This is a genomic window from Marivibrio sp., assembly GCF_040218065.1.
In the GTDB taxonomy this organism is placed as follows: Bacteria; Pseudomonadota; Alphaproteobacteria; order UBA8366; family Aestuariispiraceae; genus Marivibrio.
In genome coordinates this window covers 184,820-204,304 of record NZ_JAVJQE010000015.1, presented here as the reverse complement: position 1 = coordinate 204,304, position 19,485 = coordinate 184,820, and the positions used below count along the sequence as shown (strand labels likewise).

General features: G+C 70.1%; 17 protein-coding genes. 10 read left to right on the top strand and 7 right to left on the bottom strand.

What is annotated here, in order from left to right:
• The first annotated feature begins 231 nt into the window (after positions 1–231).
• Positions 232–840 (top strand): regulatory protein RecX, encoded by a 609-nt coding sequence (locus tag RIB45_RS16790; protein WP_350051684.1) that lies wholly within the window; start codon positions 232–234, stop codon positions 838–840.
• 73 nt (positions 841–913) lie between these two features.
• Positions 914–1,675 carry an SDR family NAD(P)-dependent oxidoreductase gene (locus RIB45_RS16785; RefSeq protein ID WP_350051683.1) on the top strand — a complete coding sequence of 254 codons (762 nt, stop codon included), beginning with the start codon at positions 914–916 and terminating at the stop codon, positions 1,673–1,675.
• Positions 1,676–1,678: 3 nt separating this feature from the next.
• Here the strand turns inward: RIB45_RS16785 and RIB45_RS16780 are convergent, their stop codons facing one another.
• A complete protein-coding gene (locus RIB45_RS16780) occupies positions 1,679–2,680 on the bottom strand; it encodes an alpha/beta hydrolase (protein ID WP_350051682.1) in 1,002 nt (333 codons plus the stop codon).
• Complete coding sequence (locus RIB45_RS16775; protein ID WP_350051681.1) at positions 2,664–3,692, bottom strand: ABC transporter ATP-binding protein; 1,029 nt, start codon at positions 3,690–3,692, stop codon at positions 2,664–2,666. Before RIB45_RS16775 ends, RIB45_RS16780 begins: the two co-directional genes overlap by 17 nt.
• Positions 3,693–3,892: 200 nt before the next feature.
• Between RIB45_RS16775 and RIB45_RS16770 the strand changes: the two genes are divergently transcribed.
• Positions 3,893–4,108, top strand: a complete 216-nt coding sequence (locus RIB45_RS16770) for a zinc-finger domain-containing protein (protein WP_350051680.1) — start codon at positions 3,893–3,895, stop codon at positions 4,106–4,108.
• Between the two features lie 11 nt (positions 4,109–4,119).
• Complete coding sequence (gene polA / locus RIB45_RS16765) at positions 4,120–6,894, top strand: DNA polymerase I (RefSeq protein ID WP_350051679.1); 2,775 nt, start codon at positions 4,120–4,122, stop codon at positions 6,892–6,894.
• Positions 6,895–6,960: 66 nt separating this feature from the next.
• On the opposite strand, the gene RIB45_RS16760 is transcribed toward polA, so the two are convergent.
• The 3 genes from RIB45_RS16760 to RIB45_RS16750 are packed head-to-tail and all read right to left on the bottom strand — an operon-like array spanning position 6,961 to position 10,092.
• A complete protein-coding gene (locus RIB45_RS16760; protein ID WP_350051678.1) occupies positions 6,961–8,304 on the bottom strand; it encodes an adenylate/guanylate cyclase domain-containing protein in 1,344 nt (447 codons plus the stop codon).
• Positions 8,305–8,363: 59 nt separating this feature from the next.
• On the bottom strand, positions 8,364–9,251 hold the full coding sequence (locus RIB45_RS16755; protein WP_350051676.1) for a class I SAM-dependent methyltransferase: 888 nt from the start codon (positions 9,249–9,251) through the stop codon (positions 8,364–8,366).
• Positions 9,241–10,092, bottom strand: coding sequence for an MBL fold metallo-hydrolase (locus RIB45_RS16750; RefSeq protein WP_350051675.1), 852 nt, complete (start codon positions 10,090–10,092; stop codon positions 9,241–9,243). The genes RIB45_RS16755 and RIB45_RS16750 overlap by 11 nt, the downstream gene beginning before the upstream one ends.
• Before the next feature lie 160 nt (positions 10,093–10,252).
• Here RIB45_RS16750 and RIB45_RS16745 point away from each other — a divergent pair, with 160 nt between their 5' ends.
• A complete protein-coding gene (locus tag RIB45_RS16745; RefSeq protein WP_350051674.1) occupies positions 10,253–11,524 on the top strand; it encodes an MFS transporter in 1,272 nt (423 codons plus the stop codon).
• Here the strand turns inward: RIB45_RS16745 and RIB45_RS16740 are convergent.
• Positions 11,506–12,192, bottom strand: a complete 687-nt coding sequence (locus RIB45_RS16740; RefSeq protein WP_350051673.1) for a response regulator transcription factor — start codon at positions 12,190–12,192, stop codon at positions 11,506–11,508. The genes RIB45_RS16745 and RIB45_RS16740 overlap by 19 nt on opposite strands.
• A 172-nt stretch (positions 12,193–12,364) precedes the next feature.
• Between RIB45_RS16740 and RIB45_RS16735 the strand changes: the two genes are divergently transcribed.
• Both RIB45_RS16735 and RIB45_RS16730 read left to right on the top strand, forming a co-directional pair.
• Positions 12,365–13,600: a hypothetical protein gene (locus tag RIB45_RS16735; RefSeq protein ID WP_350051672.1), complete on the top strand. Its 1,236-nt coding sequence runs from the start codon at positions 12,365–12,367 to the stop codon at positions 13,598–13,600.
• Positions 13,601–13,660: 60 nt separating this feature from the next.
• On the top strand, positions 13,661–14,224 hold the full coding sequence (locus tag RIB45_RS16730) for a L,D-transpeptidase family protein (protein WP_350051671.1): 564 nt from the start codon (positions 13,661–13,663) through the stop codon (positions 14,222–14,224).
• Here the strand turns inward: RIB45_RS16730 and RIB45_RS16725 are convergent.
• Positions 14,209–14,901 carry a YggS family pyridoxal phosphate-dependent enzyme gene (locus RIB45_RS16725; RefSeq protein WP_350051670.1) on the bottom strand — a complete coding sequence of 231 codons (693 nt, stop codon included), beginning with the start codon at positions 14,899–14,901 and terminating at the stop codon, positions 14,209–14,211. The two genes, RIB45_RS16730 and RIB45_RS16725, sit on opposite strands and share 16 nt — an antisense overlap.
• 185 nt (positions 14,902–15,086) lie before the next feature.
• Between RIB45_RS16725 and RIB45_RS16720 the strand changes: the two genes are divergently transcribed.
• The 3 genes from RIB45_RS16720 (at position 15,087) to RIB45_RS16710 (ending at position 19,386) form a co-directional block, all read left to right on the top strand.
• On the top strand, positions 15,087–16,286 hold the full coding sequence (locus RIB45_RS16720; protein ID WP_350051669.1) for a cupin domain-containing protein: 1,200 nt from the start codon (positions 15,087–15,089) through the stop codon (positions 16,284–16,286).
• The gene (locus RIB45_RS16715; RefSeq protein ID WP_350051668.1) at positions 16,283–18,139 is read left to right on the top strand and encodes a tetratricopeptide repeat-containing sulfotransferase family protein; all 1,857 of its coding nucleotides are present in this window, start codon (positions 16,283–16,285) and stop codon (positions 18,137–18,139) included. The genes RIB45_RS16720 and RIB45_RS16715 overlap by 4 nt, the downstream gene beginning before the upstream one ends.
• Before the next feature lie 173 nt (positions 18,140–18,312).
• Positions 18,313–19,386, top strand: coding sequence for a porin (locus RIB45_RS16710; RefSeq protein ID WP_350051667.1), 1,074 nt, complete (start codon positions 18,313–18,315; stop codon positions 19,384–19,386).
• Positions 19,387–19,485 lie beyond the last annotated feature (99 nt).

The following is a 19,485-nucleotide window of genomic DNA, read 5'->3' as shown; positions in this document are numbered from 1 at the left end:
GACGCCGCCGCCTGGAACCGTTAGGCCGACGCCGGATGGGAGGGGCAGGATTTTGGTCGCCGACCTTCCGGTTTTCCCAGGATCGTCGGTCGCTTGCGATTCTCGCCGGCGGCCTTCGATCCAACCGCAGCCAGAATAGGACTGCCGGTCCAGCATTTCTGTGATTGCGGTCACACCCGGACGAAAAAATTTACGTCGCCCGCCGAATCAGGCGTAAGATGCTGATCGATCATGGAAAATTCTGAAGACGGAAAATCCCGGAAGACCCGCCGCGCGCCGCGACCCGCGACGCCCGAACGGCTGGAGAAGGCCGCCTATCACTATCTCGAGCGATTCGCGACCAGCGCGGAGAACCTGCGCCGCGTCCTGATGCGCAAGGTCGATCGCTCGGCCCAGCTGCACGGGACCGACCGCGCCGAGGGGCGCGCGGCGATCGACGCGCTGGTCGATAAGTTCCTGCGCCTGGGCCTGCTGGATGACGCCACCTATGCGCGAGGTCGGGCTGCGAGCCTGCATCGCCAGGGCAAAGGCGCGCGCGCGATTCGCATGGCGCTGCTGCAAAAGGGGATCGGCGAGGACGACGCGGCCGCCGCGCTGGAGGCGCTGGTCGAGGAGGCGGGCACGCAGGAGACCGACCTCGCCGCCGCCCTCGCCTACGCGCGGCGCCGGCGCCTCGGCCCCTATCGCGGCGGCGCGCCGGATGAGGCGGCCCGGGCCGAACGGCGCGATCGCGACCTCGCGGCGCTCGCGCGCCGCGGCTTTTCCTACGACGTCTGTCGTACGGTGATTGAAGCCGAGAGCCCCGAGGCCTTGGAAGACCGGTTGGCCGACGGCGGCTGAGACGCTTGCCCGACGCGCCGGACCCCGTTATCGCTGACCCCGGCTTTCGACCTGCGACGAGGAGAGACGGGCGATGGACGTGAACGGATTGCCGGCGATCGTGACCGGCGCGGCCTCGGGTCTGGGCGAAGGGACGGCGCGGGCGCTGGCCGCCGCCGGGGCCAAGGTGACGCTGCTCGACCTGAAGGAGGACGCGCTGAAGGCCGTCGCCGAGGAGATCGACGGCCTGGCGGTCGCCTGCGACGTGACCGACGCGGCGAGCCTCGAGGCGGCCGTCGCCCAGGCGCGCGACGCGCACGGACCCTGCGCGATCGCCGTCAGCTGCGCCGGGATCGCGCCGGCGGCGAAGATCGTGGGCCGCGACGGGCCGATGGACCTCGCCGACTTCAGCAAGGTGATCCAAGTCAACCTGATCGGCACCTTCAACCTGATGCGTCTGGCCGCCGCGGACATGGCGGGCCGCGAGCCCAACGCCGACGGCGAGCGCGGCGTGATCGTCAACACCGCCAGCGTCGCGGCCTATGAGGGCCAGATCGGTCAGGCCGCCTACGCCGCCTCGAAGGGCGGGGTCGTCTCACTGACCCTGCCGGCGGCGCGGGAGTTCGCGAAGACCGGCGTCCGCGTCAACGCGATCGCGCCGGGTTTGTTCGGCACGCCGATGCTGCTTGGCATGCCGCAGAATGTGCAGGACAGCCTGGCGGCGACCCTGCCCTTCCCGTCGCGCTTCGGGACGCCGGCGGAATACGCCCGGCTGGTGCTGCACATGATCGACAATCCGATCATGAACGGCGAGACGGTGCGGCTCGACTCGGCCCTGCGCATGGCGCCGCGCTGAGCCCTAGCGCGCCGCCGCCCAGGCCGCGATGTCGCCGACGACGATCTCGCCGGCCAGATCGCGGGTCAGCATGTGGTGGCCGGCCGGGTAGAGCCGCCGCTCCACCCCCGCCTCGGGCAGGCGGGCGTTCAGGGCGTCGCGGCTTTCGGGCGGGATCAGCGCCTCCTTCGCGCCCCACAGCACGAGCGCGGGACCCGGCAGCCGGTCGGCCGCGTCATAGGCCGCGTCGCCCAGCCGGATCAGGCCCCAGACCGCGTCGAGGCGGGTGCGCTTGATCACCAGCGGATCGCGACCGAGCGCGCGCAACATCTCGATGTTGTCGCTGGGCTTCAGCTTGAGCCCCCGGCCGGTCGCCTCCATCCAGGGGACGGTGTGGGCCGCCGTCCAGAACAGCGCGCGCCGCCACCAGGAGAACCGCTCCCAATCCGCGGCCGCCGGCGCGCTGAGGACGAGGCCGTCGACCGACGGCGCTGCGCCGCCGCCGGGATAGCCGGGGGACAGCGCCGCGATCGCGACCGCCCCGCCCATGCTCTCTCCCATCAGGGTCAGCGGCGCCTCGGGCCAGCGCGCGCGCACCAGCCGCACGGCGGCCCGCGCATCGGAGACCAACGCCTCGGCGCCATGCCACAGGCCGCGCCCCTCGGTCTCGCCAAAGCCCCGTTGATCGTAAGCCACGGTTAGGATCCCGCGCTCGGCCCAGATCTCGGCGGCGTTCTCTAGAAACCCGGAATAATCGTTGAAGCCGTGTAGACCCAGGATCACCGCGCGCGGCCGCTCCTCCGGCCCCCATCGGCGCAGCGGCAGGCGATAGCCGTCAGCCGCGACGATCGCCCCGTCGGCGAGCCTCGGCGCGCCCGTCTCGGGACCCAAGCCCTCCACCCGCGGGGCGCACGCGGCGAGAAGAAGGAAGGCGGCGAGAAGAACGCCGCGAAAGACCCGCTCGCCCCGACCCTCTCCCTTCTGAAGGAAGGCGGGGGAGGAGAAGGCCTTAGCCTGCGCTCGCATCCGCGTCGCGGGTGAGCTGCAGGAAGATGTCCTCCAGGTCGGTCTCTTCGGTCGAGAGATCGACGAGGCTCAGGCCCGCCTCGTAGAGCGCGCCGACGATCGTCCCCGCGTCCGTCTCCGACGGGCGGTAGGCGATCACAAGCTCGGTTTTCGGGGCGCCCTCGCCCGCGGCGTCGAGCGGGACGATCTGGGGGTCGAAACGCGTCAACTGCTCCGGGGTCGTCTCGACCCGCTCCTTGACGCTGACCCGCAGCGTCTTTGCGTCCAACCGGCCGAGCAGCGAGCGCTTTTCGTCATGCGCGACCACCTGGCCGTGATTGATGATGGCGATCCGATCGCACAGCTCCTCCGCCTCTTCCAGATAATGGGTGGTCAGCAGGACGGTGGTGCCGCGGCGATTGAGCTCGACCACATTCTCCCAAAGCTGGCGGCGCAACTCGATGTCGACGCCGGCCGTCGGCTCGTCGAGCACCAGCACCGGCGGGTTGTGCACCATCGCCTTGCCGATCAGCAGACGCCGGCGCATGCCGCCCGACAGCGTGCGGGCGTAGGCCTTGCGCTTGTCGGCGAGGCCGACGAGTTCGAGAATCTCGTCGGTGCGCCGTTCCGCCTTCGGCACGCCGTAAAGACCGGCCTGCACCTCCAGAAGCTCTTCCGGCGTGAAGAAGGGGTCGATGTTGAGCTCCTGCGGCACCACGCCGATCGAGGCGCGGGCCAGGCGCGTCTGCCGGTCGATGTCGTAATCCCAGACCTTGGCGACGCCGGAGGTCTTGATGACGAGACCCGCCAGAATGTTTATGAAGGTCGACTTGCCGGCGCCGTTGGGGCCGAGCAGACCGAACAGGCTGCCGCGCGGGATCTTCAGATCCACCGAGTCGAGCGCCCGCTTCGCCTCCTGGCCGCCCGAGCTGCGATAGACCTTGCTCAGACCCTGCGCCTCCAGCGCGTAGTCGGGGGCGTCCTGATCGGCCTCGGCGCGGTCGTCCATGCGGGGTGCGGCGGCGGTGCTCATGAAAATCCCGATCGGTTGCGACGAAGATGGGGGCGTTTTTTCGACCGGCGGCGGGGCTTACCAAAGCCGGCCCGGTGGTTTACATAGAGGGCGGCGCGCGACGGGGCAAGTCGCGCAGACCTGCGCGATCCGCGCGCTCCGCGTGATGCAAACGACCCGCACGCGCCCCGGAACAGCCTTGGCGGTCAGGAGACATCGGTATGAGCACACCCGCCCCGAACCAGCCCGCGCCGACGCACGATGCGCCGGAAGTGATCGAGGTCGAGGAGACCCGGGTCGCCTGCGACGGGGGCGGCGGTCCGCTCGGCCACCCGCGGGTCTTCCTCACGCTCAGCAAGGAAGGCTGGGTCGACTGCCCCTATTGCGACCGGCGCTTTCAGCTGAAAGAGGGCGCCCAGCCTTCGGATCATCATTGAGCGACGCGGCCATGGCTGACGCCGAGTCCGACGTCCCCAAGCACGTCTATCTGATCGACGGCTCCGGCTTCATCTTCCGGGCCTTCTTCGCGTTGCCGCCGATGAACCGCGCCGACGGCACGCCGACCAACGCGGTCTTCGGCTTCGCGCAGATGGTCTTGAAGCTGATCGAGGAGACCGACGCGGACTACGTCGCCGTCATCTTCGACGCCGCGCGCGAGAATTTCCGCAACGAGATCTATCCTGATTACAAAGGCCATCGGCCCGACGCGCCGGAAGAGCTGATCCCGCAATTCGCATTGATCCGCGAGGCGACGGAGGCCTTCAACTGCCCCTCGATCGAGATGGAGGGGTACGAGGCCGACGATTTGATCGCGACCTACGCCAAACAAGCGCGCGCCAAGGGCGCGGAGGTGACGATCGTCTCCTCCGACAAGGATCTGATGCAGCTGGTTCAGCCGGGCGTGAGCATGTGGGACCCGATGAAGAACCGCACCATTGGCGAGGCCGAGGTGATGGAGAAGTTCGGCGTCGGCCCCGACAAGGTGGTCGACGTCCAGGCGCTGGCCGGCGATTCCACCGACAACGTCCCCGGCGTGCCGGGCGTCGGCGTGAAGACGGCGGCCCAGCTGATCGAGGAATGGGGCGACCTGGAAACCCTGTTGGCCAATGCGGAAAGCATCAAGCAGCCGAAGCGCCGCCAGGCGCTGATCGACAACGCCGAGATGGCGCGCATCAGCCGCCAGCTCGTCCTATTGAAGGACGACGTCGATCTCAGCATCCCGCTGACGCAGCTGAAGCGCCGCGAGATCGACAAGGAGCGGCTGCTCGCCTTCCTGAAGGAGAACGAGTTCAAGCGGCTGATCGCCCGTTTCGAAAGCGAAATAGCGGACGAAGCCGGCGAGGCGCCCAAGGACGACGCGCCGGCGATCAAGGACGCACAATACGCGCTGGTCCAGGATCTCGACGCGCTGGACGCCTGGATCGCGCGCGCCTTCGAGGCGGGCGTCGTCGCCGTCGACACCGAGACGACCGACCTCAACACCGCGCGGGCGAAGCTGGTCGGCGTCAGCCTCGCCGTCGCGCCGGGGGAGGCCTGCTACATCCCGCTCGCCCATCGCGACCCCAGCGAGACCGATCTGTTCGGCGAGGGCGGGGGCGACCCGCCCAGCCAAGCGCCGATGGCCGAGGCGCTGGCCCGCCTCAAGCCGCTGCTGGAGGATCCGGGCGTCCTGAAGGTCGGGCAGAACATCAAGTACGACCTCTCGATCCTCGCCAAGCACGGCGTCGCCGTCGCGCCGATCGACGACACCATGCTGCTGTCCTTCGTCGCCGAAGGCGGCCTGCACGGCCACGGGATGGACGCGCTGGCGGAGCTGCATCTGGGCCACACGCCGATCAAGTACGCCGAGGTCGCCGGCAAAGGAAAAAGTCAGATCGCCTTCGATCTGGTCCCGCTCGACAAGGCGCTCGACTACGCGGCCGAGGATGCGGACGTCACGCTGCGCCTGTGGCGCATCCTGAAGCCGCAAGTCCTCGAGAAGCGCTTGATGACGCTCTACGAGACGATCGAGCGGCCGCTCGTCCCCGTCCTCGCCGCCATGGAGCGGGCGGGAATCCTGGTCGATCCCAAGATCCTGTCGGAGATGTCGGAGGATTTCGGCAAACGCATCGGCGATCTGGAGACCGAGATCCACAAGCTGGCCGGCGCGCCCTTCAACGTCGGCAGCCCCAAACAGTTGGGCGAGGTTCTATTCGACCAGCTGGGCCTCAAGGGCGGCAAGAAGACCAAGACCGGCGCGCACTCCACCAACTCCGACATCCTCGAGCCGCTGGCGGGCGAGCATGAGATCGTCCAGAAAGTGCTCGACTGGCGGATGCTCTCGAAGCTGCGCAGCACCTACACCGACGCGCTGATCGGCGACATCAATCCGACGACGCAACGGGTCCATACGAGCTTCATGATGACCGGCGCCCAGACCGGGCGGCTCTCCTCCACCGACCCCAACCTGCAGAACATCCCGATCCGCACCGAGGAGGGGCGCAAGATCCGCACCGCCTTCGTCGCGCCCAAGGGCAAGGTGCTGGTCAGTCTGGATTATTCGCAGATCGAATTGCGCCTGGTCGCGCACATGGCCGGGATCGAAACGTTGCGTCAGGCCTTCAAGGACGGGCAGGACATCCACGCCGCGACGGCGTCCGAGGTGTTCGGCGTGCCGCTCGACCGGATGACGCCGGAGGTGCGCCGTCAGGCCAAGGCGATCAACTTCGGCATCGTCTACGGCATCTCGCCCTTCGGGCTCGGACGGCAGATCGGCGTCTCGACCTCCGACGCCAAGGCCTATATCGACACCTATTTCGAGCGCTTCCCCGGCATCCGCGCCTATATGGACGAGACGATCGAGTTCTGCCGCAAGCACGGCTATGTCGAGACCGTCTTCGGCCGGCGCATCCACCTGCCCGAGATCAACGCCAAGAACCCGCAGCAGCGCGGCTACGCCGAACGCCAGGCGATCAACGCGCCGGTCCAGGGTTCGGCCGCCGACATCATCAAGCGCGCGATGATCCGCATCCCGCCCGTGCTCGAGAAGCCCGAGTTCGAGGGCGTGACGATGCTGCTCCAGGTGCATGACGAGTTGATCTTCGAAGCGCCGGAGGACGAGGCCGACGCGGTGATCGACGCGGTGCGCGCGGTGATGGAAGGCGCGCCCGCGCCGGTCGTCGAACTCTCCGTCCCGCTCACCGTCGACGGCGGCGCCGGCGCCAGCTGGGCGGAGGCGCATTAGGCGATCGCGCGTCAGCCCGCGCGATCGCGGAGGCCGCGGGGGCCTCGGCGAAGGGGCCGCCCCTGCTCACGCCAACACCGCCAGATCGAGCCGGCGGTCGACGCCGTCGACCTGCACGCCCTCGCGCCAGCGCGCCGGCTCGCCCGTCCAGCCCTGGGCGCGCGCCGTCTCGACCGTCGCCGCGTCGGCGAGCGCGCGGCAGGCCTCGGATTTCGTGTGTTTCTCCAGCTTGGCCGATAGATTGACCGCCTCGCCCACCAGCGTGTAGTCGAGCCGCTCCCCCCGACCGATGGCGCCGACGGTGAGCGGTCCGGTGGCCAGCGCCACGCCGATCCGTACCGGCGGATCGCCCAACGCGGCGCGGTCTTCGTTCCAGGCGTCGATCGCGGCCAAGATCGCCGGCGCGCAGTCGAGCGCGCGCGCGGCGTAATTCTCCAACGCCTTGGAGGCGCCGAAGGTCGCCAGGATTCCGTCCCCGAAGACGCGGTCGACGGTGCCGCCGTGCGCCTCGATCACGCTCGCCATGCGGTCCTGATAATCGTTCAAGAGGCCGATCAGCTCGCGCGCCGAGAGGCTTTCGGAAAGCGGCGTGAAGCCGCGGATGTCGAGATTGAGGACGGTGCACCGAACCTGATCGGCCGCGCCGGCCGCGATCTCTCCGTCGGCGGCGGTGATTCGGGCGGCGACCTCAGCGGGGAAATAGCGCGAAAGCTCGTAGCGGGCGCTCTCCTCCTCCATCGCGCGAAACAGGAGCCGGCGCCCGCGGGCGAGCGCGATCGTCAGGATCAGGGTGACCACGAGGATGGTGATGATCTTGTCGAACTCGCCGCCCAACAAGACCGTGTTGGAGGTCAGATACTCGACGTAATCGCGCGTGATCGGCACGCCCTCCTGGTCGGCCGTCAGCGCGTAGACCAGAAGCGCGGCCCAGCCGACCGCCGCCGCCAGGCCCGTGTGCAGCACGTAGCGCGGCTCGAAGCGCAAGGCGCGCAGCGCGATGAAGATGAACAGGTAGAGCATCGTCGGGGCCTTCAGATAGAAGGGCGGCGGCTGGTCGTATTGCAGGTGAAACGACCAGATCAGGGTCAGCAGCAACCCCAGATCGACGAGACCCGACAGCCCGAGATACCAGTCCGGCAGGGAGATCCGATAGCTGAGGACGAGGCGCACCAGCGTGAACAGCAGGTAGAGCGCGAGCGCGACGGGCACGAGCGAGGCGAAGTCGCTCATGATGTCGGTGGTCGGCGCGATCAGATAAAGCGTCCCGAAAGTGACGACGACGCAAAGCTGGATCCAGCCGATCAGCCGCTCGCTGGCGTCCTCCTGCCGGCGCACGGCGGCCCGCGCGCGGGCCGGCAGGCGCTCGTCGCGGGCGGGGGTCAGCATCAGGACGCGGGTCAGTTTCGCCATCGCCCCGTGATATGACCGCGGCGGCCGGTCTTGTCGCGTCACATCCGGAGGCCCGGCCATCACGCTTTTGCGAGCGGCGGGGCGACGCGCTCCAACCACAACGCGCTTTCCGGGGCGTCGGGACGGAGCGGCAGATCGCCGACGGCGCGCTCGACCTCGGCCGACAGGCGCGTCGCCGCCCAGTGCGAGCTCCACAGGATCCGCCAGCCGCCGCCGGCAAGCAGCGCTGCGACGACCGCCTGTTCGTTATACCCCCGCCACGTCCAGGCGGACGGATAGGGGTCGGGCAGAAAGACGTCGTGGATCGCGACCAACGCCCCTGCGGGCAGGGCAGGCAGCACCGCGCCGACCAGGAAGTCGACGTCGGAGCCCGGCATCAGGATATGGCTGGAATCAATCGCCAGCAGATCGCCGGGACCGATCCGGGCGAACAAGGCGGGATCGGCACGCTGCGCCACGGTGCGATGCAGCCGGACGCCGTCGAGCGCGGCCAGATCGGCGCGCGGCGCGGGATCAATCGCGTCGATTGAGACGGCCGCGCCGGACGCGCGCGCGCCGGCGGCGAGAAAGCGGGTGGAATGGCCGGAGCCCACCTCGACGATGCGCGCGGGCGCGCGCGCCTTCGCCGTCAGATAGTCGGCGACGCCGTCGAGCCGCGGTCGCCATCCCTGCTCCCAGCGTGGAGCGGGCGGCGAGGCGCCGCAAAACCGCGCGAACGCCGCACGGTTCTGCGCGGCCTCAGCCAACAGCGCGCGCATCGCGGGCTCGGCCGCCTCGAAGTGCGGGATCAGGGCCGGATAGCCGAGCGGGGTCGTTTCGCCGGCGTAGCGATAGGGGATGAACCAGCCGCGCGGGCGCAGCCCCCCCAGCGTCGCCGCCGCGAACGCCATCCGGCGCAGCCGCTTACCCCAGGGCGGGGACGGCGGCGGGGCGGCGTCAGACTTCAAGGATCATCCCCTCGCGCGCGGTGAGCGTCCCCGGGCGGGTCTCGTCGGCCGCGGCGGCGATCTCGTCCATCGTCTCGTCGTCGTGGCTGGGTTCGTGGTGAAACAACACCAGCCGGCCGACGCCGGCGGCGTCCGCGACCCGACAGCCCTCCTGCCAGGTGGAATGGCCGAAGCCTACGAAGCGGGGATATTCCTCGTCCGTGTAGGTGGCGTCGTAAATCATCACATCGGCCCCGCGCACCAGATCGACCAGCGTCTCGTCGCGCCCTTCCGGATAATGTTCCGTATCCGTAATATAGCAAACGGCGCGGCCGTCGAAGTCGATGCGATAGCCGACCGCGACGTTGGGATGGTTCAAAGGGGCCGTCTTGAGAACGATCCCGGGAGCCGGCTTGAGAGTTTCGCCCGCCTCGAAATCGTGGAAGGAGACATTGGCGCGGAACACCTCCGGCGGCACGGGAAACAGCGGCGCCTGCATCATCTCGCCCAGGACGCCGCGCAAACTGCGGTCCGGCAGCAGGTGGCCGGCGTGCAGGCGCGGCGTGAAACCCGGAATGTGGAAGGGCGCGAAGAAGGGCAGGCCGATGATGTGGTCGAGATGGGTGTGGGTCAGAAACAGGTCGACTTCCTGAGGTCCTTCCCCGGCCATCGCCCCGCCCAGCTTGCGCAGCCCCGTGCCCGCGTCGAAGATCAGCCGTCGATCGCCGCACATCACCTCGATGCACGAGGTGTTGCCGCCGTAACGCAACGTCTCCGGCCCGGCGCAGGCGATCGAGCCGCGCGTCCCCCAAAAGCGCACGGTGAAGGGCGCCCTCGTCTTCCGGTCGTCGTCAGCGCCCATAGCGCGCCCCCTGCGGCTTGTTCCCGACGGTCTCAGGAAAAATGCTATCCGCGCGCGTGCGCCGCGCCAAGCGCCGGGTTATCGTCGCGCGCGCAATCCCGCGCGGCCGCTCGGGTTTTTCGCGCGCGGTCGATAGTTTCGGGCGAGGATCGGGATCGTCATGGCGCATCCTTCGGGCCGCACCGTCTGGGGCGGCGTCTTTTTCGGCCTGGCCGTCGCGGTGCTGGGCGCCTATCAGCAACTGAAGCTGCCGCCGGTGCTGCCGGAAATGCTGGCGAGCTTCGGCTATCCGAAGCTCTTGGCCGGCGGTTTCATGTCGATCTTCGCGGTCGCCGGCCTGCTGCTGTCGCTGCAGGTCGGACGGTGGATGCAGATCGCCGGGGCCGCGCGGTTCCTGATTGGCGCGGCCGCGCTTGCGATCGCGGGCTCGTCGCTCATCCTGTGGGCGCCGGAGAACGGCTGGATCGTGCTGGCCGGCCGCGCGCTGGAGGGAACGGCGATGGCCGTCCTGGCGGTCGCCGGCCCGACGATCATGACCCGCAATGCGGGACCCGAGCATCTGGCCGTCGCGGGCGCGCTGGCGGCGACGTGGATCCCGCTCGGCGGACTGGCGGCCTCCGGCGTGGCGCGCGGGTGGGAGGCGGCGAGCCCCGGCGCCGCCCTGTGGCCCCCGGTCTTCTGGGTCGGGATCGGATTCGCCGCGCTAGTGGGGCTGGCCTCCTGGCGCCTCGCGCGGCCGGGATCCCCGGTCGACTTGAAGATGCCGGTGCCGCAGGCCGGCGCCGTCGCGCCCGATCCGGCCCGACGTACGGCCCTCATCCTGGCGGGTCTGTGCTTCTTCTTCTGGTCGACCCAGAACATGGCGATGCTGAGCTGGCTGCCGACCTATCTGAGCGAGCGGCGCGGCCTGGACGGCGGCGACGCGGCCGCGCTCTACGCGCTGCCGGTGGCGATGATCGCCGTGTTCAATCTGGTCGCCATCCCGATCCTGAAGCGCGGCGCGCCGATCGCGGCCCTGCTCGCCCTGGTGCTGGCGGGCCAGGTCGCGCTGTTCGCAGCCGTCGCGCTGTTTCCGATCGCCGAGACCCCGGCCCTGGGGATCGCGACGCTGGCGCTCTACGGCGCGCTCGCAGGCATCACGCCCAGCTGCCTCTACGGCCTGCCGGCGGCGATCCTGGGCGGCGCGCGCACCGGGGCCGGCGCCTTCGGCATCCTGATGACCGGGCGCAATATGGGGGTGCTGTCGGGTCCGCTGCTGGTCGCCGCGCTGGTCGACGGCGGGCTGTTCGCCGCGTGGGACGGCGGCTGGGGCGCGGCCGCGCCGGCGGTGGCGCTGACCACGGGGCTCGCGACGCTGACGGCGCTGGTCCTGATGCGCCGGCTGGCGCGGCTGACGCCTGAGCGCCGCGGCCCTTACGGGACGAGCTTGTAGCCGCCGGGCTCGGTCACCAGGATCCGCGCGCTCGAGGGGTCGAGCTCGATCTTTTGACGCAGGCGGTAGACGTGGGTCTCCAGCGTGTGCGTGGTCACGCCGGCGTTGTAGCCCCAGACCTCCCCCAGCAGACGATCGCGGCCGATCACCTTGTCCCCGGCGCGATAGAGGTACTTCAGGATCGCCGTCTCCTTCTCGGTCAGCCGGACCTTTTTGCCGCTCTCCGCCTCGACCATCAGTTTCGCGGCCGGCTTGAAGCTGTAGGGGCCGATGGTGAAGACCGCATCCTCCGATTGTTCGTGCTGGCGCAGCTGCGCGCGCAGACGCGCCAACAGCACGTTCAGTCGAAACGGCTTGGCGATGTAGTCGTTCGCCCCCGCGTCGAGGCCGAGGATGGTGTCGCTGTCGCTGTCGTGCGCGGTGAGCATGATGATCGGGCTTTTGACGCCGTTGCGCCGCAGGATGCGACAGGCCTCGCGCCCGTCCATGTCGGGCAGGCCGACGTCCAGCAGCACGGCGTCGTAGCGCGCGTCCTTCAGATGCTCGATCGCCTTGCCCGCCTCGCCGAACTCAACCGTCTCGAACTCCTCGTGAAGCTGCAGTTGTTCGGCCAGCGACTGGCGCAGCGCCTCGTCGTCATCGACGATCAGGATCTTCTTATCGCTCATTCCGCTATCGCTCCTCGACCTTTGCCGCGCCGCCGCCCGTCGCCCGCCCCCGCTTGAGGGTAGCAAGCCGCAAGGGCGGCGGGCCTGTCCACCCTGAAATTGCGGTCTTTCCGAACCCGGGTTCGCTGGCACGAAAATTGAAACGCCTTCGGCGGAGAGAAGGGAGCTTTCGATGTCGACGCCATCCGCCGCATCTTCCGTCGCGCCGCCGCCTTGGTCGCTGATGACGCCGGACGCGCGTCAGCCGGGCCAGCTGAGCGACGCGGCCCGCCTTAGCCGGGCCGAAAACCGGGCCGAAAACCGGGCCGATCCGCCCCCCAAGCTTCCGCGCGCCGACGAAAAGCCGGAGGTCGTGCACTATGACGAGATATTCGGCGCGGACGGCTTCACGTTCGCCGACGCGCTGGACGCCGTCAATCCGCTGCAACATTTACCCATCGTCTCGACCGTCTATCGCGAATTGACCGGCGACGCGATATCCGCGGGCTCGCGGCTCGCCGGCGGCGCGCTGTTCGGCGGCGTGATCGGGCTGTTCGGGGCGGTCGCCGACACCGTCGTCGAAGAGAGCAGCGGCAAGGATATCGGCGGACACGCCATGGCCTTCCTGTTCGGAGACGGCGCGCCGGCCGACGATGCGGGCGCGGCGCTCGCAGCCGCCCCGGCCGCATCGCGTTCGACGGCGCGGCCCTCGTCCGGCGAGCCGGCGACGCAGAGCTCGGCCGAGGCGACCTATCCCGGCCGGCCCGCAGCGCCCGACGGCGCGACCCCGGCCGCGCGCCAAGCGCAGGGGCGGGCGGAGACCCAGACCCTGGGTCCGCAAGTCGCCGCGCTGGAGCCCACAGCCTTCTTCCGCAGCCTGCAGCAGCCCAAGACCCATGACCTGCCGGCCGAAGCGGTTCAAGGCGCGCAAGCCGGCGGTCAGAGCGCCGCGGCGACGACGCAGCAGGCGGCCCTGCAGGCGGGCGAGATTCAGGCGCGCACCGGAACGGGCGCGCCGCAACGCGCCGCCGGCGCGATTCAACCCAGCGCCTTCATCCAGCCCGGCGCGCGCCCCGGCGATCCCCCCGGCGATCCCCCCGGCGATCCCACTGGCGACTCCCCTGGCGCGGACCGCGGCGCCTCGGCGGCCGCGAGCGCCGGTTCGGCCGACCGCGCGCCGCCGGTCGGCGGCGGGCCGACCCAGTTGAGCCCGGCGGCGGCCGACGTCCTGATGCGCATGGCGGAACAGAGCGCCGGGGCGGCCCAACCGGCCCGGGCGACCCCGCCGGCGGTTTCGCCGGCGGTTTCGGGGACCCCTGCAGCCGCGCCCGAGCCGGCTCCGAGCGCCGCCGCCCCCGATCTTGAGCGCGTGCCGGAGGCGATGATGGCCGCGCTGCAGAAATACGAAGCGATGAAGCGCGGCGAGTGACGGACGGGCGCGCGCGGCCCTCTTGGCGGGCGCGGCGCGCGGCGTTAGGATTCGTCCGTCATGCGCATTCGAGTGAGTGAACAAGGGGTGGAGTTGCCGGACGGACGGATCGCGCCCTGCGCGGTCGGGCGAGGCGGCGTTCGCGGCGAGAAACGCGAAGGCGACGGGGTCACGCCGGCCGGGGTCTGGCCGATCCGGCGCGTGCTGTACCGGCCCGACCGTATGGCCGCGCCGCGGACCGATCTGCCGGTGGCGCCGATCGGACCGCAGGACGGCTGGTGCGACGACCCGGCCGACCCGAATTACAACGAGCCGGTCACTCTGCCCTACGCCGCCAGCCACGAGGAGATGTGGCGCGAAGACGGGCTTTACGATCTGGTCGGCGTCCTCGGATATAACGACGATCCGCCGGAGGCCGGACGCGGCAGCGCGATCTTCGTCCATGTCGCGCGCCCCGATTACAGTCCGACAGAGGGCTGCGTCGCGCTGGCGCTGCCGGATCTCCTGATGCTGCTGGAGCAGGCGGGCCCGGAGGCGGCGCTGCATATCGGCTCCGAGCGCGCCGTGCTGAACGGCGCCGATCCCGCGATTGCGGCGAGCGAGGGCTCTCAGCCCGAGGAATAGTCTCGCGGGCCGAAGATCGCCGAGCCGACGCGCACATGGGTCGCGCCGAACTGCACCGCCGTTTCGTAATCGGCGCTCATCCCCATGCTGAGGCGCACGATCCCGTTGCGCTCGGCGATCTTGGCCAGCAGCGCGAAGTGCGGGGCCGGCGGCTGGTCGGCCGGGGGAATGCACATCAGCCCCGCGATCTCCAGCCCGTGCGTCTCGCGGCAGGCGGCGAGAAAGGCGTCGGCGTCGGCGGGGAGGACGCCGGCCTTCTGCGCCTCCTCGCCCGTGTTGATCTGCACGAAGAGCTGCGGGCGGCGGCCCTGCGCCGCCATTTCGGCCGCGATCCGTCGCGCGATCTTCTCGCGGTCCACGGTCTCGATCACGTCGAACAAGGCGACCGCGTCCTTCACCTTATTGGATTGCAGCGGCCCGATCAGGTGCAGGCGCACGTCCGGAAAGTCGGCGCGCAACGCGGGCCATTTCTCGGCCGCCTCCTGCACCTTGTTCTCGCCGAAGACGCGATGGCCGGCCGTCAGCACGGGTCGGATCGCCTCGCCGGGAAACGTCTTGGAGACGGCGACGAGCGTGACGTCCGCGGGGGCGCGCGCGGCGCTTTTCGCGGCCGCGTCGAGATCGGCGCGCACGCGCGCCAGGCGGGACAGGACGGGGTCGGGATCGGGCGTGTTCATGACGGCGAGAGAGTGGGCCGATCCGCCCCGCGGAACAAGGGACAAAAGGGTGGACAAGGCGCGAGCGCCCATGCCAGATGACCGCGAGACGCGCAGGCTCGCGCGGCCCGAGGCGCGGCGCTTCGTCCGCCGCCTGCGCGGCCCGGGACGGGCCTTTGCACGGACCATGGAGAGGCGCCGGCGCGATGACCGAGAGACTGACGCTCGCCGACATTCTGGCCCCGATGAGCGAAGAGGAGTTCTTCGCGGAGCATTACGACAAGAAGCCCGCGCACATCGAAGGCGGCGCCGACAAGTTCCGCGACGTCATGAATTTCGAGACGCTCAACGCGCTGTTGAACATGCGCACGATTTGGTCGCCCGACTCCTTGATGATGGTGATGGACCGGACCCGCGTTCCGGCGGCGCAGTTCTTTCGGCGCGACCACGACGTGGGCGGCGGCTGGACGGAGACCCCCGATCCGGCGGCCGTGACCGGCCTGATCCGTCAGGGCGCGTCGCTGGTCGCGAACGGCGTCGAGAACATGACGGAGGGATTGCGCCAGGTCGCCGACGCGATCGAGGAAGCGCTGGCGGCGACGGTGCAGGCCAACATCTACTATTCCGGCAAACAGCGCCAAGCCTTCACCTCGCATTTCGACACCCACGAAGTCTTCGCCATGCATGTCGCGGGAGAGAAGCGCTGGCGGCTTTACGAAACCCGCCTGCCGCACCCGATCTATCATCCGAAGTTCATGCAGGTCAGCGACGCCCAGCATGAGGCGCAGCGCGGCGGCCTCTATCAGGAGGTGCTGCTGAAGCCGGGCGATCTTCTCTACATTCCGCGCGGCTGGTATCACGACGCGCTGGCCTCCAGCGACGCGTCCCTGCATCTGGCCGTCGGCGCCACGGGGACGATCGGAATCGACGCGATCGACGCCCTGCGCGAGGCGATGATCGACGACGAGGCCTTCCGCCTCAATCGCCCGCGGCCCGCCGAGGGACGCGAGGCGGTCAAGCGCTGGCTCGCGGATCTGGGCGACCGGTTGAAGCGCACGGCCGAGGCCGACGCGTTCGTCGACGCGTTCCTCGCCCACCAGGACGAGACCCGCAAGCCGCGCGGCGGATTCGCGCTGCCGACGCCGCCCGAGGCGATCCGCTTCACCCGCCGGCGCGACGATCTGAGCGTGCAGGACCGCCAGGGAACCCCTGTGCTGCGCGCGCGCGAAGGCGATCAACGGATTCCGCCGACCTTGAAGCCGCCGCTCGCCTGGATCCTCCAGCGGCGCGCCTTCGATCGCGCCGACCTGCTGACCGCCTTCCCGGACCAGCCGGTCCAGACCCTCGACGAAGTGCTGCGAAAGCTTGAGGCGATGAAGGCGATCGAACGGACGGCCGGCGCTTGACCGCGCGCGGCGCGTCCGGATCGGCGGCGGCGTCGGGCGCGGAGCGCGCCGTCCGGCGCGCCGGCGCAGCGCTTGAGAAGGGCGACTTCCACGCGGTCCTGAAGCATTTGAAACCGTTGCGGCGGGGGACCGGCGCGACGCCGACGCCGGTGCGCTACCTCGCCGGGCTGGCGCTGCACGGGTTGGGGCGCACGGCGGAGGCCCACCGCGAATTGGAGGCGGTGGCCGCCGCGGATCCGAAGGGCCAGGCCGGCCTCTTCGCGGCGGGGACCGTCGCGCTCGACCAGGAGCGCTGGGAGCGCGCCTACGACGCCTTCGCCGGCTTAAGCCGATTGCAGCCCGGCGTGCCGCAGATCCTCAACAATCTCGCGCTCAGCGCGCGCGGGATGGGCGACGTCGGCAAGGCGGCGGCGCTCTGGCGCCGGGTGCTGCAGGCCGCGCCGGCAATGCGCGAAGCGCGGCTCAACCTCGCCGAGTCCCTGCTCCAGGCCGGCGCCTTCGACGAGGCGAAGGGGATTCTGCCCGCGCCTGCGTCCGAGGATCGCCCGGATCTGGAGGCGGAATCGCTCGCCTTGCGCGCCGAGACCTACGCGCAGGATCTCGACGCCGCGAGGGCGCGCGCGGCCCGGCTGGAGCGCTTCTGGGACCCGCGCGCCCCGATCGCGGCCGATCTGGTGCGGCTCGACTCGGTGCTCGGCCGGTCCGATCAGGCGGCTTTGCGGGCGCTGGAAATCGTCCGGGCCGGCGGCGCGGCGAGCGACTGCCTCCTGACGCTGCTCGATCTGGCGGAGCGCCTGCCGGATCCGGCGGCCGCGCGGGAAGCGGCCTTCGACTACGCGCGCGCCCGCGCCGGCGAGGCGGCGGACGAGGGCGCCGGGCCGCTCGGCGGGCCGGGCGCCCTGCTGGCGCTCGGCGAAACGCTGGAGCGCGCCGGCGAGTTGGCCGCCGCAGCCCGTCTCTACGAGCGCGGCAACGCGTTGCTGCGCGCGCAACTCGCCTCCTTCGGGCGGCGGTTCGACCCGCCGCGCTACGAGACGGTCGCCGCCGCTCAAGAAGCGGCCGCCGACAGCCTGCTCCCCGCGGCTCGCCGGGCGCGGGGGGCGGACGAGACCCCCGAGGCGATCTTCATCGTCGGCTTGCCGCGCTCCGGGACCTCGCTGTTCGCGCAGATTCTCGATGCGCACAGCCGCTGTCGCTCGGTCGGCGAGAGCCAAGCGCTTCCGGCCTTGTGCCGGGAGTTGGGGCTGGGCGACGTCGAGACGCCCGATCCGGCCGGGTTGGAGCGGTTGCGCGCCGCCGACGCGGCGCAACGGGCGCGCTGGCGCGCCGCCTATTTCGAGGCCGTGGGCCTCGATCCCGCGGGCGGCGCGATCCCGGTCGACAAGAACATGTACAACGGGCTTTTCGCCACGATCCTTCCGGCGCTGTTCGAGCGGCCGGCGATCCTGCACATCGTGCGCGACTTCGCCGACAACGCGCTGTCGGTCTACGCCAAGAAGTTCGTTCGCAATCCGCCGTTCACCTGCGATCTCGCGGCGCTCGATCAATTCGAGCGCGCGCTGAGCCGGGCGGTCGCCGCGGCGGCGGTAGCGGCCCCTGAGGCCGTCCGCCGCGAGCCCTACGAGGCCTTCGTCGAAGACCCGGACGCCCGGCTTCCCGCGATGCTCGGGTGGCTCGGCCTGCCTTTCGAGGAGCGCTGCGCGCGCTTCTTCGAACAACCTTCGAGCGTGCTGACAGCAAGCCGGGATCAGGTCCGCCGGCCGATGTTCACGAGCTCAATCGGCCGCGGGGCGGCGATGGCGGCGCACCTGCCGGGACTGATTCGGCCGGCGGCGGAGGACGCGGAGGACTGAGTCCGGGATCCCGCCAGGTGTTGCCAAGGTGCAACGCCCCGCGGCGAACCGTTTTGCGGGTCCGCGCTTTCCCTTGCACCCCGCGTCGCAGGCGGGCTATCACCCAACCAGCAGCGCCCGGCGCTGCAGCATCACGTTTGGGACGCGACCTAACCTTGAAAGGGGTCACAGTAATGAAGAAGCTTCTCATCGGTTCGTCGGCGCTGATTTCGGCGGCGGCGTTCTCCACGGCGGCCTTCGCGCAGGAGGCCCCGGAGGTCTCGCTCAGCGGTCAGTTCGACTGGGCCTACGTCGTTCAGGACACGGACGGATCGGGCGCCACCGACGGCGTCGACGGCGACGACATCAACGCGGGCAACTCCGGCACGCACCTGATCTGGGACGTCAACGGCACCGCCGACAACGGCCTGACCTACGGCGCCCGCCTCGACTGGCGGACGGCCTCCGACTCGATCGACGAGCACTACATCAGCGTCGGCGGCGGCTTCGGCACGGTCCACCTCGGCGCCGATGACAGCGTCATCGACAACATGGCCCCGGGCGGCGAGAGCGTCCTGCTCGGCGACTTCCTCTGGGACGGCAACAACCAGCCGGGCAGCCCGTCGGGTGCGGCGACCGCCTTCGCGACGCTGGCGGCCAGCACGTCGGACAACCCGAAGATCGCCTATTACTCCCCGAGCTTCTCGGGCCTGCAGATCGGCGTCGACTACACGCCGGACTCGACCGAGGGTAACTTCACCGACGGCGTCCAGAACGGCGCCCAGGGCAGCGGCGCGGCCTTCGAGGGCGCGATCAACTACTCGGGCGATTTCTCCGGCGTCGGCGTGTCGGCCGGTATCGGCTACCACGCGGGCGAGGGGGGCGACAGCCTCCAGGACGATGAGGGCCTGATGGCCGGCTTCACCGTCAGCGTCGCCGGCTTCGGCCTGGGCGTCGGCTACGGCGACAACGGCGACACCGGTTGCGCCCCGAACGCCAACAACTGCGACGGCGGCGGCTGGTGGAACGTCGGCGCCTCCTACTCCTTCGGCGCCGCGGGCGTCTATGCGGGTTGGATGCAGTCCGAGGTCACCAACAGCGCGCTGGGCGACGACGAGCTCGACCAGTACGGCTTCGGCGTCGACTACACGATCGCCGAGGGCCTGAGCGCCTACGGTCAGTACATGATCCAGGACGGCGACGACGCGTCGGCGAACACGAGCGGCGAGACCGACTCGCTGATCCTCGGCACGACCGTCAGCTTCTAAGTTAGACGCTGACGTCGCTTTCCGACGTTGAGAGGGGCCGGTCTTGTACCGGCCCCTCTTTCGTTGTAAAGCCATCCCTGGTTTGAAACGCCCGGGAGC